Consider the following 15,227-nt stretch of genomic DNA (forward strand, 5'->3'; position numbering starts at 1 on the left):
ATCTGTCTACGCTTAAACGGACCTGTTACCATGTCCGCTCCAAGACTCGTTATTGGTGGCGTGGTTGGCGCCTTTCCAAGCAGGGTTCACACCTACTACCTCACTCGACCTAGGCTTGGTCGCTCCACTTTTGCAGTAACCACGAAAAGGATATTTCATTGAACCGTTCTTGGTTTGTCCAGCTTTCTTTTGATCCATCCGACCAGAACTACAAGCAGTCCGGCGGTAATGGGGACTAGCCAATGCAGGACCTCGTGGTCAACGAAACGGCCAATCTTTTGATCCTTGAGTATCATTTCGCCTGCGGTATAGCCTAGAATGCCAGCCCCGACGAATACGAGCGCCGGATATTTATGGAGCAAATTCATGACCAGGGAGCTCCCCCAAATGATAATAGGGATGCTGATTCCAATTCCCACCATAATAATTCCTATATGACCGTCGGCTTTCGCCGCAATCGCCAGTACGTTATCCAGGCTCATTACGATGTCTGCCATAATAATAGTGGTGACTGCATTGCTCAAGGTTGAAGCTTCCTTCACACGGGAAGGACCGTCATCCTCTACCAACAGCTTCACAGCGATCCAAAGCAAAAGCAGCGCCCCGATTGCTTGCAAATAGGCCACCTTGAGAATAACCAGCGCGACTAACGTCAGCCCTATTCTCAATGCTACCGCACCGAACGCTCCCCAGCGCACGGCCTGCTTTCTTTGGGCTGCCGGCAGATTTTTGCTGGCGAGAGCGATAACGACCGCGTTGTCCCCGCTCAGAACAATATTGATTAGCAAGATTTGTAAAAATAACGAGACGGTTTCCAGCATGATTGGACCTCCTGTTATTTCGGGTAATGTATTCGTATAATAGAGGTTATTCAACTTACATCTCACACCCCGGTGATTACAGATCTAATGCCAAGAAAGAGGTGGCTTCCCATGAACCGATTATCCGAGGAACAAATAGAGATTTACTTGCGACAGGTGCCTGGTTGGAAGTTTGAAAACAACGCTTTGGTCAAGCTGTTTAAACGAGAGCATTTTAACGAGGGGATGCGCTTTGCCAACGGAATTGCCCTTCTGGCCGACAAGGCGAATCATCATCCGGATCTGCAAATTCAATACAGCCGTGTAATCGTGCGGTTAACGACTCACGATGAGGGAGGGGTAACGGGCAAAGATTTTTCACTCGCGCAACAAATAGAAGCGCTGGTTGAAACCGAGCGCTCCTAGCTCCTTGCTTATCCAATTAACAGAGGGCTCTTTCGCTCTTTACATTGTACAGCCCTGCATTTAAAAATATTCGTCCAAGTTGTCCTTATCCTGCCAGCGAACATTTATTGTCTCGATCGAGGAAACCGCCCGATCGATTTCCTCCTTCAGCCATTCCATGCTTCCCTCGGCTTCCTCTACATGAGACAGCGCCGGATTAGTGCTTGGTGATTTAGGAAGAAAAATGGTACAGCAATCCTCATAAGGCAAGATGGAGGTGGAGTAAGTGCCGATTTGTTCGGCATGTCGGATTATGTCCAGTTTGTCCATGGTGATGAGTGGACGCAGAATGGGCAATTCCGTTGCCCGGCCGATTACATTAAGGCTGGGCAGAGTCTGGCTGGCAACCTGGCCCAGATTGTCCCCTGTCACAATCGCAAGAGCACGTCTTGGCTCAGCCAACCTGTCACAAATACGGAGCATAATCCTTCTCATGATCGTAATGAGGAGGCTTTCCGGGCACTGCTCCTTCAGCTTCGTCTGAATCTCGGTAAAAGAAACTAAGTGAACAGTAAACGGATTGGAATACTGAGACAAAATCCGGGCCAGCTCTATTACCTTTTGCTTGGCTCGCTCACTTGTATAAGGATAGCTGTGAAAATGAACCGCTTCGAGCTCCAGGCCTCTTCTCATCCCTAACCAGCCGGCGACGGGGCTGTCGATTCCTCCCGACAGCATCAAAAGAGCTTTGCCATTGCTGCCTAACGGATATCCCCGATTCCCTTCGATAATGGCAGTAAATACATAAGCGTGCTGCTCGCGGATCTCTACTCTGATTTCCATATCCGGAGAATGAACGTCTACCCGGAGTCCTCCGCCTGCCGTATGAAGCACATAGCCGCCCACTTCCCGGCCAATCTCCTGGGAATCATAAGGAAATTGTTTATTCGCTCGCCGGGCCGAAACTTTAAAAGTAGCTGGCTGCGGTTCGGCAGCCTCTATAAGTCGAACGGCCGCTGTCTTGATCAAATCAATATCCAATTCCGTTGTCCAAGCCGGACTGTAATTCGCAATTCCGAATACTTTATCGAGCCCTTCCGCTACCTGATGAAACGGTTCGCCATTCAACTGGATGTAGAGCCGCCCATGTTCTTCCTGAATAACCACTTTCGGACAAGGTGTCAAAGCTGTTTCGATCTGCCGGTGAACCGAACGGACAAACCGATGGCGGTTTCTGCCTTTCAGCATCATTTCCCCAAATCGTACAATGACTACATCCGGAACCATTGTGGAGCCGATACTTGCCACCTGCTGTTTCATTCGTTCCATCCGTCGTTCATCCTTTCATCGTTGCATTAAAGCTTAGAATTGTTTGCTCCAATAAGTCCCCAAAACGGCTAAGCTCCTCGCTCGTTTCGTTCGCTGAGAAGCTGACTCTCAAGCCGCTGGCTGCCCGTTCCCTGTCCATTCCCATGGCAAGCAGCACTCGGCTAGGCTTCGTTTCTCCAGAGGAGCAGGCAGAACGGGTTGATATATAGACGTCTTCCTTTTCCAAAGCGTGAACGACGACCTCCGCCTTCATTCCCGGATAAGTAAAATGAATAATGTGGGGCGCCATTCCCTCCCCGCTCGCTGTTCCGCTTACATACAGACCGGGAATCTCACGGATTCGATTCGCCAGTTCTTCTCTCATCCGGTACAGACGAGAGCTGTTAGCCGCTTGCCGATCCACCGCCAAGCGAACCGCTTTCGCCATCCCTACAATCAGAGGAACGTTCTCGGTGCCTGAACGGATTCCCCCCTCCTGTCCCCCACCGTCCAGCTGCGGCTGCAGCTTCAGCCCTTCCCGGACATAGAGAAATCCAGCCCCTTTAGGGCCTTCGATCTTGTGAGCCGACGCGCTCATTAAATCAGCCCCGAATCGAGCAGGCATGACAGGCAGCTTGCCAAGGCTTTGTATAGCGTCCACATGATAAAGAATTTTAGGATAATTCGCCAATAATCGACCGGCTTGCTCTACCGGCTGAATTCTTCCGGTCTCGTTATTGACATGCATCAAGCTCACCAGGATCGTATCCTCTCTGAGAGCCTGTTTCAACTCCTCCATACAAACCGCCCCGCTGGAATCGACCGGCAGATAGGTCACTTGGAAGCCCTCCTCCTCCAATCGGCGGAAGGATTCATATACCGATGAATGCTCGATAGCGGATGTGATCAAATGCCGGCCCCTGCCTCGATAAGCTCGCGCCGCGCCTTTAATCGCCAAATTGTTGCTCTCGGTTCCACCTGAGGTGAAGACCATTTCCTCCGGTTTGCAGTCGATCGCTCCGGCGATCACTTCTTTCGATTTACTCAATAGCCGCTCCGCTTCCATTCCGATTCGATGAATCGAGGACGGATTGCCGTAATGCCTCTGCATCACTTTAACAATCGATTCCATCACTTCGTCGTTCATGGGTGTAGTGGCGCAATAATCCAAGTAAAGCATTTCGCGTTCCTGCTCCTTTATTGATTAGGATGATTAACGGAAAAGGAAGAAAAGACCGTCTTGCGATCCTTTCTTCCGCTCCATCAAGCCATATAGGTTTGCTTCAAATCCATCACTTTAGTTATATACTTCTGCGTTTCCCCGGGCAGGAGATTAAATTTCGCACGCAAGTCAGCCTCATTGGCTATTCCAAGCCGGTCGATTCGGCCAGGTCCCGCATTATAAGCGGCCAGGGCAACCGCTTCTTGTCCATTATACTTAGCTAATAAGGAGGATAAGTATCGCGTTCCTCCATGAATGTTCTGCTCAGGATCGAAGGAATCGGTAACTCCCAATCCCCGAGCCGTGCCGTCCATTAGCTGCATCAGTCCTTTGGCCCCTGCGTGAGATTGAGCGTAAGCATTATAGGAGGATTCCGCGTGAATGACCGCTTTGATAAGGGATGTCTCCACGCCGTATTTCATGCTGGCTTCGTGAATAATCGGATCATATGAAGTCGGCTTACCCAGTGATGGATGCGGTAGAACTTGTCCAGATAACGCATAACCGTTATTAACCGGCTTGTTCTCCGGCTCGAACGTTGAGGTCAAGCCGATGATTTCGTCAAGCATTCCCGCGAAAGACGGTTGCGCTGAGTCCGCGGGATAAGGACTTATCGATGCTAACCTATTCGATTGTTCATATAATTGCAGCTGCAGTATTTGCTGTATGGTGCGCGGGTCCAGCTTCATCGTCATATCTCTGTGCCTCTTTCCTTCTATAAGAGGTTTTTCAAAAAGTCCCCTTTTGATCATTAAAGTATGTCTGAAAGCCGATTCGACACCGAACCTTGCTTATTATAAGCATACTTCCTTTATTGTACACTTTTTCGGCAGGGTCATCCACTACAAATTAACCGCAAAATATCATTTCGTTGATTTTCAAATTTTGGGCGGAGTGGTAATGCACCTATACTAGGCCTATTCACATATGTTACCTATGTATTCATTGAAAATGGATTAAGGAACCTTTTTCGAATGGCTAAGGGAGTGTGCTAATTGCTTATCACTATTATCGCTTTCGCCATCGCCTTCTTTTTTGCAGCCAATATTGGAGCGAGCGGAACCGCAGCCGCTATGGGCTCCGCCTACGGCAGCGGTGCCTTGGCCAGTCGCAAGCTTGCCGTCATATTGGTGGCGCTATTCGCCGTAGTCGGTGCCAATCTGGGTGGAGAAGAAGTCGTCACAACCATTAGTAAAGGAATTATTTCACCTTCAGGCGTTACGGTTCAGGTAACCGTCATCATTCTGCTGTCTGCCTGCACCACTTTGTTTATCGCCAACCGAATGGGTATCCCTCTATCGACCAGCGAGGTAACGGTTGGAAGCATCGTGGGAGCCGGTCTGGCTGGAGGCGGTGTTTATTGGTCGAAGCTGCTCCTCATCGTTTCCACCTGGCTCGTCATTCCATTTCTTGCGTTTGCGGTTGCTTTTGCCACCGGTCGGTTTCTCTCACGCCGGGAGGAGGGCTGGAAACGAAGATGGCCCCGATTAATGCCGCATCTGCTCACCCTGCTGCTCATTGTCACTGGGTGTTACGAAGCCTTCTCCGCCGGAATGAACAATGTGGCTAATGCGATAGGCCCTCTCATCGGCGCCGGGGTCATCAACACGACAAGCGGCATCTGGCTTGGTTCTTTGTTCATGGCTGCTGGGGCGATTGCTCTGGGAGGCCGGGTACTGGAAACGAACGGAAAAAAAATCACGAAGATGACTTTGCTGCAAGGAAGTATCGTTTCGTTTACAAGCGGCTCCCTAATCATTGTTGCTTCCCTGTTTGGTATTCCGGCTCCGCTTACACAAGCAACCACTATGGCCATAATCGGAGTAGGGACGGATACGGTTGGCTGGAGTCTATTTCGTAAGCCCGTCGTCAAAAAAATATTTGCCGTCTGGTTCATTTCCCCCATCTCATCGATGCTTTTGACACTGGCGCTAATGCAATGGTTTGTGAACCATTCGGTAACCTTGTTGAGCTGTCTGTTGCTTCCACTTGCTTTGGGGGCCTATTTGAAATGGAAGTCCCCTTCCCGCTCCAAAATTAAAACTCAGGCAAAGCTTTAAAAAGCTTGCCTGAGTTTTTTGTCGGCTATCCGTTTCTTACCCGATTTTAATAAAAGGGACTCAGAAACAAGGCGACAAAGAGACTGACTAAGCCGAGGACTATGGACCATGCGCCCAAAGTTCGGTTTCCTTGCAGGAATGAAATAAATCCGAGAACAGCTGCAGCCGGTCCTAGAATAGCTGGCAGGAAGAATAAAGAAACAATGGCCGTAATCAAACCGATCCATCCGAGAACAGGAGTCGATTCCGTTTCATTGCCTACCTGTCCGTCGTCCTCTTTGGCGTCTACCGGATAAACCGGATAAGGGGCAACCTCCGAAGCGAACTCCGCATCATCCTTGACATCAGGACGAAAATCGTTGTCCTCTCGTTTCATTTTCTTTTCTTTAGAGAGCTTGGATTTCTTTTTACTCATTCATCCGTCACCTCATTTCTGTCCGACTTATTTCTTCGCTTTGAAGGTGTGACAGCACGTTTCACGACTTTTATGGGCAGCATCCTGATGGTTGCTGTCGAAGGATTCCCCTGCAAATTCCTCGTTGAATTTGGCATCGGCATGTTTATCCACTTCGATCATGATCAAGTCCGCCACGCAATTATTTCCTTCAGACCAGTAGCTGCAATTGGCTACGCTGCATTTGACTTCCGGCATCGTCTTCACCTCCCACCTTCATTGTTCCCGATGAACGTACCGAACTATTCTTTCCAAAACCTCACTCCTCTTCCCGGCAAACGAACAAACTCCTATCGGGTTCTTCGAGGATGAGCGACCGCATAATTCGCTTTCTCTTATCGAAACCTATAGAGGCGGCCAACAAGACTTAACTTCGATTTGTTCCAAATTATAGTCATCTGATTAGGATGATCGCTTACTTTGGATGGACTAGCTTCTCAGTGAGAATCAAGTCGCAAGCAAACAATGTAGCATTCCAATCGCTTGCAAAGAGATGCTCTTTTCCACTAATTGGGCCCCAAATCTTTAATGCCGTCTCTTTGTCTGGGGGAAACTATTCTAGGCTTCTTCATCTTCCCGCCGCGGCTTTCACTTATTCAAAACTTAAAGGAGGTGCAGGACCATTGAGAACAAAAACGGTATGGGTAGTCCTATTAGCTGCCCTAACCCTCATCCCGGCTGGGTGCTTACAACAAACTCCGGAACAAATGTCCGGAGATCAGGAGCTCATGCATAAGAAGCAGCTTATTGCTCAGGACGTACATGTAACCGATCAATTATGCCGAATTCAGTGTGCGGCTGTTTTGAAGCAGACCGCAGAAGAATTGAAATCCTCCCCTGCGGAGCACGTAGCCAACAAGCTGCAGCAGATTCATTCCAGTCATCCGCACATGACTCGACTAACCTGGTCTCGTAATGATCAGCCCCTGGAAGCGGGGACTACAGTAGGCCAAATTGACGGAGCTGCCGAACAAGCGCTCCTGCCTAAAATGAATGAAGCAAAGGAAGCCGTTAAAGCCGGAAAAAATTACGAATCGGAACCACTGAAAGTAGGCTCTCAATCTTATTTCGTCCTTGGATTTCCGATCGACGGGCATTCCTCTCTTGTCGGAGCCGTCCATCAAGAAGTTCTTAACGCTGTAGAAACCAGGCAGCAGCAAAATTTAAGGACGGTTCCTTACCCTGCCGATGGGAACTGGAAGATTGAATCCGTGGAAGCAGGTACGCATAAAGATATTAAGATCGACCATCCGGACAAAAACGGCCGCTCCAGCCATTATCATGTCAATGAAGTGGTGGTCAAATTCAACTCTCCCCCGGACGAAGCTAAGCTAAAACAAATTCAGCAGGAAATTCATGCTCCGGGAGAAGCTCAGAAGCTGGGATATACCTATGTTTTTCAGTCTGGAGCGCTGGATGCCCAGCAGTTGTTGAAATATTTTGAAAAATGGGATATTGAATACGCCGAACCGCATTTTCTGTATTTAACGAACGAGGATGATACGGTCCAGGTTCCGACAGGGCCATCTGCCGCCGTCATCCCTAATGATGTGCTCTACTCGAAGTATCAATGGAATCTGCCTATCATTGCCACCGACCGCGGATGGCAGCTGGACAGAGGGGATCAGAAAGTAATTGTCGGGGTTGTTGATACGGGGGTTGATCTGCAGCATCCCGATTTGAAGGACAGATTACTGCCCGGCTGGAACGTTGTTGCCCAGAGTGATTCCCCGCAGGATGATGTCGGTCACGGGACTCATGTTGCCGGCGTAATTGCCGCTGCGACCAATAATAATATCGGAGTGGCGGGAATGACCTGGTACAATCCGGTTCTTCCGGTTAAAGTATTGGATCATACTGGAGCGGGTAGCACCTATGCAGTCGCTCAAGGCATTATTTGGGCAACCGATCATGGGGCCAAGGTTATCAATCTTAGCTTGGGAAATTACGCCGATGCGAATTTCCTCCATGAAGCGGTCAAATATGCCTTCGACAGAGATGTCGTGCTCATTGCCGCAAGCGGGAATGACAATACGGAGCAGCCCGGATATCCGGCCGCTTATCCCGAAGTGTTCGCCGTAGCGGCAACGGATTCCGACAAGAAAAAAGCTTCGTTCTCCAATTACGGCGATTATATTGACGTTGCCGCACCCGGCGCCAATATCCCGAGCACCTATACGAAGAACCAGTATGCCGCTTTATCCGGCACCTCGATGGCCAGTCCCCATGTAGCCGCATTAGCCGGGTTGATCCGCTCTGTCAATCCGTTGTTAAAAAATACGGAAGTGATGGAAATTATGCGCAAGTCAGCCGCTGATTTGGGGACGCCGGGCAAGGACAAGTATTTCGGCTACGGACAAATTGACGTTAACAAAGCATTGCAAATGGCCTCTCGTGGCAAACGATCCGTCGCCAATTGGGATCAATGGCTCAGAAGAGATATTGATCGGATCGAGTCAAGCTACACCCCATAAATAACTATTGCGAGATAGCTCGTTCCTGCGTTTACCGTCGAAATTACCGATAACGATTTTTATAAATTGTATAATTTTTAGAAAAAACGACCCGCCCTCTACAGGGCGAGTCGTTGTTATGTATAGGAAAGTTTGCCATAAGCCGGGTTCTGTACTTCCAGTGGTCCAAACGGGGCTAACCCTCCCACCATTGAAGTGACAATCATCTATCTAGTCCGTACATTACTGTACGGATCCTGCGACCAACCCGGACGCACCTCGGGCAAAGGCTGCAAGAATTAACATTCTTGCCGCGTCCCTCTTCGGTCTTGCTCCAGATGGGGTTTACCAGGAAATAAGTCGCCATATTTCCTCGTGGTCTCTTACACCACGGTTCCACCCTTGCCTGTGCCTGGAGGCATGAATGCAAAGCACCCATACTTCCAGGCCATCGGCGGTCCATTTCTGCGGCACTATCCTTCAGCTTGCGCTGACTGGACGTTATCCAGCATCCTGCCCTATGGAGCCCGGACTTTCCTCCCGCTGCGAGGTCTTTCGCAGCCGGCGATTGTCTGTCAAACTTCCCAACTTATAGAGTATACAATGATTACTGCTTAAAAACAACCACCATTAGCTGGCAAAGCCATATAAGCAGCACTTAAGAAAGCTGTCCTTCCGTTTTCGCAGGAGCAGCTACAGAAAGCGGAAGACTTCTGTATTTACCTTGGATGCAATAACCTCCGTAGCCGATCGACTTTCGTTGAGAGCCTTGGTTAAATAGTCCGCCACCCCGGCCTTCATAATTTTCTCTGAATTATGCCCCGGATCAATAATACAGAGCCCGGCGGCAAGCGCATCCTGAGCGGTATGGTAATCGATGTCCCCGGTCACCAGCACATCTGCCCCAGCAAATATCGCCTGCCCGACATAACGGCCTCCCGATCCCCCGAGCACCGCTGCTTTGCGCAAGATGCGCTGGGGATCGCCGACTATCCGGACCGCCGGAACATCGAAGGCGATTTTAACCTGCTCCGCCAGCTCAGCAAGACTCACCGGCTGAGGCAAACGGCCTACTCTCCCCAGACCGAGCTGGCGTCCCGGAATATCAAGCGGATAAAGATCATAAGCTGCTTCTTCGTAAGGATGGGCTTTAAGCATAGCTTGCACAACCTTTTTTACCAGCCCCTCCGGAACAATCGTTTCGATCCGAATTTCCGGGACTCGTTCCCATTGTCCGGGAGCTCCGATATAAGGCTGAGAGCCTTCTCCTGGTTTGAATGTTCCTGTTCCGGACAGATTAAAGCTGCAATGACTATATTCACCAATAGCGCCGGCTCCGTTATCCAGCATCGCCATCAATACCCGTTCGTGGTGATCCTCCGGAACAAATACGACCAACTTTTTCAACTTTTCAGTGTAGACGGTATCCAGCGGTTTAACAGCATCTAGCTGCAAAGCGTCCGCCATCATATCGTTGATTCCGCCATCGGTTACATCCAGATTGGTATGAGAAATATAGACGGCAATGTCATGTTTGATTAACTTCTCATACAGCCGGCCCGCCGGTGTATCGGTTTGCAGGCTTTTGAGGGGGCGAAAAATAATCGCATGATGAGCAATAATCAGATCCACTTGCCGAGAAATGGCTTCATCTACAACCTCCTCTACAACATCGAGGGTTACCATGACCTTTTTTACTTCTTTGTTCAGCGTTCCCAGTTGAAGTCCGATTCGGTCATCCGGAACCGCGTAATGCTTCGGAGCCAATCGCTCCATCAATTGGATGACCGTTTGGCCTTTTGCAAACATTGCAGTACCTCCTTGATCCGGTTCATTCTATCGTTAAACTCTCGGTGCCTCGCTTCGGAATCCTCTTGTCTGGAATGAGCCAACTGACTTGTTATTTTTTCGAGCTTAGCGATTTCCCGCTCCCACTTGGAGACAAAGACCGGGGAAACCTGCTCGGTCAAATAAGGGCCCATTCTCAATAAATCCGTACGACCCAACGTGATCTGTTGTATCGTCCGGTCATCGTACAGAGCCCGATTAGCTGATTTCGCATGATCGGTTCTAACGGCCGATAATATTTCGTAAATCTTTCCGTCTTCTTCGACAATAAATTCCTCTTGCAAAAACCAATCGTTATCCAGCAACCAGTTACGCACGGCCTCTTCCCCTACATTCGGCTGCAGAATCAATTGGCTGACCGAGCCAAGAAGCCCGGTACCTTCACTCAATATATGGACGATCAAATTACCGCCCATCCCTGCTATCGTCACGACATCGGCTTCCCCGTCTTCCCGCAGGACAGCAAGTCCGTCCCCGTTACGAACTTCAATGCATGTTGACAATCCCGCATCGCGAACCTGTTTGGCCGCTGCCGCGAAGGGACCCGGATTGAGTTCCCCGGCGATGGCGGACCTAATAATGCCGCGCTGGGCCAGATAGACCGGCAGCAGAGCGTGATCGGAGCCGATATCGGCCAAGCGGCTTCCCTTTGGAACCAGATCAGCTATTTGTTGGAGTCTTCTCGATAATGTTATCATGCTACGCAACCCATTCTGTCCATTTTTTTCTAAATACATATAATAATGCAGCTACAATAAGCAGCTTTCCGATCCAACCAAGCTGAAGGAGCTCCTTCGGCAAGTCGCTGATCAAATAACCATACACCTCTGGCGCGAACCAAAGGAGCGATCCTACGGCCAATAGGACGGCTGAAGCGGATCGGTGACGTCTATGAAGCAGCCAACCGACCCAGACAAGAAGGATCCCCGCGGGTATCCAAGCCATTTCCATCTCTATCCAATCGATGTCAGCTAAATGTTGATTGAGAAACCAGCCATAGACTAACGCGAGCAAAATCCATCCGCAGAAATGAAAGATGGCAAATCTGGCCATAAGTCCGGCAACCATCCAGACCACGGCACAGACCGCCCCATAAATGACAAGAGCGGCAGCTTCCGCTCCAAAGCCCCTTAGCAGGCTTATTCCGCCTGAAAGCAACAGCAGTGAAGCAGCTCCTATAGCTATGGAAGCCAGAGCCGGAAGTCTGGACCGCAAACGCAATCCTATGCCGTAGCATAGCATGACGGCCAGGGATAGAACGGCTATTTGCAATGCAGGATGAAAAGAGTTAAAATTAAAAGAAAATAAGAAAATTATTACAATTATACCAAAAAATAATGCCCAGCTGCGGATGCTCCCTTTACGAATTTGTGCGGCGGACAAGCCATGCCAGCCCCGATCTTCTCTGCTGTCAGGATCATCCTGATACAGATTGAGCAGGAAGTCACAATATTGCTCCGGCAGCAGCCGACTTCTGCGCCATTCCAGAATTTCTTTAATAATCACTTTTTTTCTCTCCGGTTCCAAACCTACCGTCACCTCTTCCACGGAATCGGACAGGCTGCCTGCCATACCAGGTTCATGGGGTCTGAGCCCAGACCAACTCAGCCCGAAAAAAATGGCCTTACTGCAAGCAGAAAGGCCAGACGGACAATTTATTCAAGAAAATCCTTCAACCGCTTGGAGCGGCTCGGGTGACGAAGCTTGCGAAGGGCCTTCGCTTCGATTTGCCGGATTCTTTCCCGGGTGACACCGAATACTTTGCCTACTTCTTCCAAAGTGCGGGTACGCCCGTCATCGAGTCCAAAGCGAAGACGAAGAACATTCTCTTCCCGCTCCGTTAACGTATCGAGCACATCCTCCAGCTGTTCTTTAAGCAGCTCGTAAGCGGCCGCATCAGCCGGAGCCAGCGCCTCCTGATCCTCGATGAAGTCTCCCAGATGAGAATCATCTTCCTCACCGATCGGAGTTTCCAGAGAAACCGGTTCCTGCGCAATTTTCATAATTTCACGCACTTTATCGGTGCTTAAATCCATTTCCTTGGCAATTTCTTCCGGACTCGGCTCTCTGCCCAATTCCTGCAGCAGTTGGCGAGAGACGCGGATCAGCTTGTTGATGGTTTCCACCATATGAACCGGAATGCGGATCGTTCTCGCCTGATCGGCAATAGCCCGAGTAATCGCTTGGCGAATCCACCAGGTAGCGTAGGTGCTGAATTTAAAGCCTTTCGTAAAGTCGAATTTCTCAACCGCTTTGATCAATCCCATATTGCCTTCCTGGATCAAATCCAGGAACAGCATGCCTCGGCCCACATACCGTTTGGCAATGCTGACGACCAATCTGAGGTTCGCCTCGGCCAATCTTCGCTTCGCTTCCTCGTCCCCGTTCTCGATCCTTTTGGCCAGATCAACTTCATCCTCTGCAGATAACAGCGGGACCCGACCGATTTCCTTCAAATACATGCGAACCGGATCGTTAATTTTAATTCCCGGAGGCAAGGATAAATCGTCGTCAAAATTAAATTCATCCTGCTCCTGCTCCTCGTCTCCTATAGGGAGAACATCGTCTTCCGAATCGTTGCCAACATCGATTCCCAGCTCAGACAATTGTTCGAAAAACTCATCAATTTGCTCAGGATCTTGGTCGAAAGGGGCCAATCTTTCCATAATCTCTTTATAAGTAAGTGATGAACGTTTCTTACCCGATTCGATCAATTGATCCTTTACCTGTTCCAAAGTTAATTCCGTTTCTAGCTCCGTATGGTGTTCATTCGCCATAATGTCTGCTCCCTCCTACCTAGAATCATCAAAAGGTAGAACCTACAATGATTTCAGTTGTTTCTCTAAAGTGATGATTTCACTTGCGATTTGTGCCGCCTGAACGATGCTTCCCGAACGCTCCGCTTGGACCATTTCTTGTTTCTTTTGCTTGATAGCGTTCAGGTAAGGCACTTTTTTAATTTCCCGTATATAGTCTTCTATCACTTGCGGATTAATTCCTTGCCCGCTTTCCCGGACCGCAATAGAGCTAGCCAGTCGACTCAGGCCTTCATCCTGAAGAAATGCCAAGAAACGACTGATCTCCGGTCGGTTCCCTTGATTATAAAAAGCGTATAAATAGGCAGCTAACGCTGCGTGATCTTCTATATTAAATTGGTCCCCGATCCTTTGGCTGACCTCTTCCGCAATGTCCCGGTCGAGCATCATGGCAGCGAGCAGTTTGATTTCTGCAATATGAAAAGCAGGCAACAGGGAGGGGGCTTTTTTCATACCTCTATTATTATCTATTCCATTATTCCACGGATTTTCGTTATTATCCCCAATTTCCCTCTTTTTTAGAAATTGCTGGCGGAATTCGTTCATCTCCTGCTTGATTGCATCGGCGGAGTAAGAGAATTCAGTGGACAACTCTTTAACGTAATGCTCCCGCTCTATCGCAGACGGCAGCTCCGCAATAATACGGGCAGCTGTAGTTAAATAGCGGAACTTATCGTCCACATCGTTCAGATTAAAATTGGTTCGGATATGAGCCAATCTGAACTGTACCGCCGGCATCGCTGCTTCCACTACCTCTGACCGAAATTTATCCGCGCCCTTAGCGGAAATATATTCATCAGGATCCGATTCGTCAGGGATGACCGCAATTTTGACATGCAGCCCCGCCTTCTCCAGAACCGGTATGCTTTTATAGGCGGCGGCTTGCCCGGCCTGATCTCCGTCATAACAGACAATGGCCGTATCCGCCACTCTTCGCAAGGCCAAGGCATGTTCTTCCGTCAAAGCGGTTCCCATAGTGGCCACCCCGTTCAACACGCCTGCTTCCCACGCTTTAATGACATCCATGTACCCTTCAAACAGGACGGCCTGCCCGGATTTGCGAATCGTCGGTCTGGCGTGATGAAGATTGAATAATTGACGGCTTTTGTTAAATAGCGGCGTTTCGGGACTGTTTAAATATTTAGGCTGAAAGTCTCCGAGCGCCCTTCCCGCAAAAGCAATGACCCTCCCCTTATAATCATGTATCGGAAAAATGATGCGATCTCTAAAGCGGTCGATATAACCGCTGCCATCGGATCGCGCTGCGATAAGTCCGGCCCGTTCAAGCATCGGTTGCGGCAGCTCTCGCTTCATTAAAAACTGCCCCAGCTTATCTCTCATGGGGGGAGCGTAGCCGATTTGAAAAAAATCGATCCATTTATCACCCAGCCCCCGGGAACGCAAATATTCGAGCGCGTGCCTTCCCTGCTCCGTGTTGAGAAGAACGTAATGATACCACTTGGCCGCCAATTCGTGGGCAGCCAGCAAGGCCGAGGCTTCCTTCTGTCTTTCCGTTTCTTCTCCGGAGGAACTCTCCCAGGTGATCGGGATATTGGCCTCCTCCGCCATGTGGCGAACGGCTTCAATAAAGGAATATCCTTCCTTCTCCATCAGGAAATGAATGCTGTTTCCGCCCGCGTGACATCCAAAGCAGTAATACGTCTGCCTCTCCGGAGTCACCGTAAAGGAAGGGGTCTTTTCGGAATGGAAGGGACATAATCCTTTCAAGTATTGGCCCTGCTTCGTCAGGTTGACGTATTTGCCCACAACGTCGGCAATATCGTGATAGTTCAGGACAGCCTCAATGACTTCTTCAGGAATTCGTCCATAGCTCATTCCAAATCACCTTCAATCGTTAACA

General features: G+C 49.5%; 14 protein-coding genes and 1 other RNA gene. 3 read left to right on the top strand and 12 right to left on the bottom strand.

Annotated elements, in window-relative coordinates; all coding sequences use genetic code 11:
* Positions 1–155 precede the first annotated feature (155 nt).
* Positions 156–821: a TerC family protein gene (locus KJS69_RS24790; RefSeq protein WP_213586496.1), complete on the bottom strand. Its 666-nt coding sequence runs from the start codon at positions 819–821 to the stop codon at positions 156–158.
* A gap of 111 nt (positions 822–932) precedes the next feature.
* Between KJS69_RS24790 and KJS69_RS24795 the strand changes: the two genes are divergently transcribed.
* The gene (locus KJS69_RS24795) at positions 933–1,226 is read left to right on the top strand and encodes a 4a-hydroxytetrahydrobiopterin dehydratase (RefSeq protein ID WP_213586497.1); all 294 of its coding nucleotides are present in this window, start codon (positions 933–935) and stop codon (positions 1,224–1,226) included.
* 60 nt (positions 1,227–1,286) lie between these two features.
* Here the strand turns inward: KJS69_RS24795 and thiI are convergent, their stop codons facing one another.
* The 3 genes from thiI to KJS69_RS24810 all read right to left on the bottom strand — a co-directional run bounded on the left by thiI (position 1,287) and on the right by KJS69_RS24810 (position 4,430).
* Positions 1,287–2,534 (bottom strand): tRNA uracil 4-sulfurtransferase ThiI, encoded by a 1,248-nt coding sequence (thiI, locus tag KJS69_RS24800; RefSeq protein WP_249730695.1) that lies wholly within the window; start codon positions 2,532–2,534, stop codon positions 1,287–1,289.
* A gap of 7 nt (positions 2,535–2,541) precedes the next feature.
* Positions 2,542–3,693, bottom strand: a complete 1,152-nt coding sequence (locus KJS69_RS24805) for a cysteine desulfurase family protein (RefSeq protein ID WP_213586498.1) — start codon at positions 3,691–3,693, stop codon at positions 2,542–2,544.
* Positions 3,694–3,776: 83 nt separating this feature from the next.
* Positions 3,777–4,430: a lytic transglycosylase domain-containing protein gene (locus tag KJS69_RS24810; protein WP_213586499.1), complete on the bottom strand. Its 654-nt coding sequence runs from the start codon at positions 4,428–4,430 to the stop codon at positions 3,777–3,779.
* A gap of 300 nt (positions 4,431–4,730) precedes the next feature.
* On the opposite strand from KJS69_RS24810, the gene KJS69_RS24815 reads away from it, so the two are divergent.
* The gene (locus KJS69_RS24815) at positions 4,731–5,795 is read left to right on the top strand and encodes a sulfate permease (protein ID WP_249730696.1); all 1,065 of its coding nucleotides are present in this window, start codon (positions 4,731–4,733) and stop codon (positions 5,793–5,795) included.
* Positions 5,796–5,841: 46 nt separating this feature from the next.
* Here the strand turns inward: KJS69_RS24815 and KJS69_RS24820 are convergent, their stop codons facing one another.
* The gene (locus KJS69_RS24820; protein WP_213586500.1) at positions 5,842–6,210 is read right to left on the bottom strand and encodes an MFS transporter; all 369 of its coding nucleotides are present in this window, start codon (positions 6,208–6,210) and stop codon (positions 5,842–5,844) included.
* Positions 6,211–6,237: 27 nt separating this feature from the next.
* The gene (locus KJS69_RS24825; protein ID WP_213586501.1) at positions 6,238–6,447 is read right to left on the bottom strand and encodes a DUF1540 domain-containing protein; all 210 of its coding nucleotides are present in this window, start codon (positions 6,445–6,447) and stop codon (positions 6,238–6,240) included.
* Positions 6,448–6,872: 425 nt separating this feature from the next.
* On the opposite strand from KJS69_RS24825, the gene KJS69_RS24830 reads away from it, so the two are divergent.
* Complete coding sequence (locus tag KJS69_RS24830; RefSeq protein ID WP_249730697.1) at positions 6,873–8,723, top strand: S8 family peptidase; 1,851 nt, start codon at positions 6,873–6,875, stop codon at positions 8,721–8,723.
* 123 nt (positions 8,724–8,846) lie between these two features.
* Here the strand turns inward: KJS69_RS24830 and rnpB are convergent.
* The 6 genes from rnpB to dnaG all read right to left on the bottom strand — a co-directional run bounded on the left by rnpB (position 8,847) and on the right by dnaG (position 15,202).
* Positions 8,847–9,286, bottom strand: an RNA gene (rnpB, locus tag KJS69_RS24835) — RNase P RNA component class A.
* A 109-nt stretch (positions 9,287–9,395) separates the two neighbouring features.
* Complete coding sequence (locus KJS69_RS24840) at positions 9,396–10,511, bottom strand: Nif3-like dinuclear metal center hexameric protein (protein WP_213586502.1); 1,116 nt, start codon at positions 10,509–10,511, stop codon at positions 9,396–9,398.
* Complete coding sequence (locus KJS69_RS24845) at positions 10,478–11,248, bottom strand: tRNA (adenine(22)-N(1))-methyltransferase (RefSeq protein ID WP_213586503.1); 771 nt, start codon at positions 11,246–11,248, stop codon at positions 10,478–10,480. Before KJS69_RS24845 ends, KJS69_RS24840 begins: the two co-directional genes overlap by 34 nt.
* A gap of 1 nt (position 11,249) precedes the next feature.
* Positions 11,250–12,122 (bottom strand): hypothetical protein, encoded by an 873-nt coding sequence (locus tag KJS69_RS24850; RefSeq protein WP_213586504.1) that lies wholly within the window; start codon positions 12,120–12,122, stop codon positions 11,250–11,252.
* Positions 12,123–12,205: 83 nt separating this feature from the next.
* Complete coding sequence (gene rpoD, locus KJS69_RS24855) at positions 12,206–13,327, bottom strand: RNA polymerase sigma factor RpoD (RefSeq protein ID WP_213586505.1); 1,122 nt, start codon at positions 13,325–13,327, stop codon at positions 12,206–12,208.
* Positions 13,328–13,369: 42 nt separating this feature from the next.
* Positions 13,370–15,202 carry a DNA primase gene (gene dnaG, locus KJS69_RS24860; protein ID WP_213586506.1) on the bottom strand — a complete coding sequence of 611 codons (1,833 nt, stop codon included), beginning with the start codon at positions 15,200–15,202 and terminating at the stop codon, positions 13,370–13,372.
* Between the last annotated feature and the right edge of the window lie 25 nt (positions 15,203–15,227).

Origin of the sequence: Paenibacillus sp. J2TS4, assembly GCF_018403245.1 — a bacterium.
GTDB lineage: Bacteria > Bacillota > Bacilli > Paenibacillales > NBRC-103111 > Paenibacillus_L.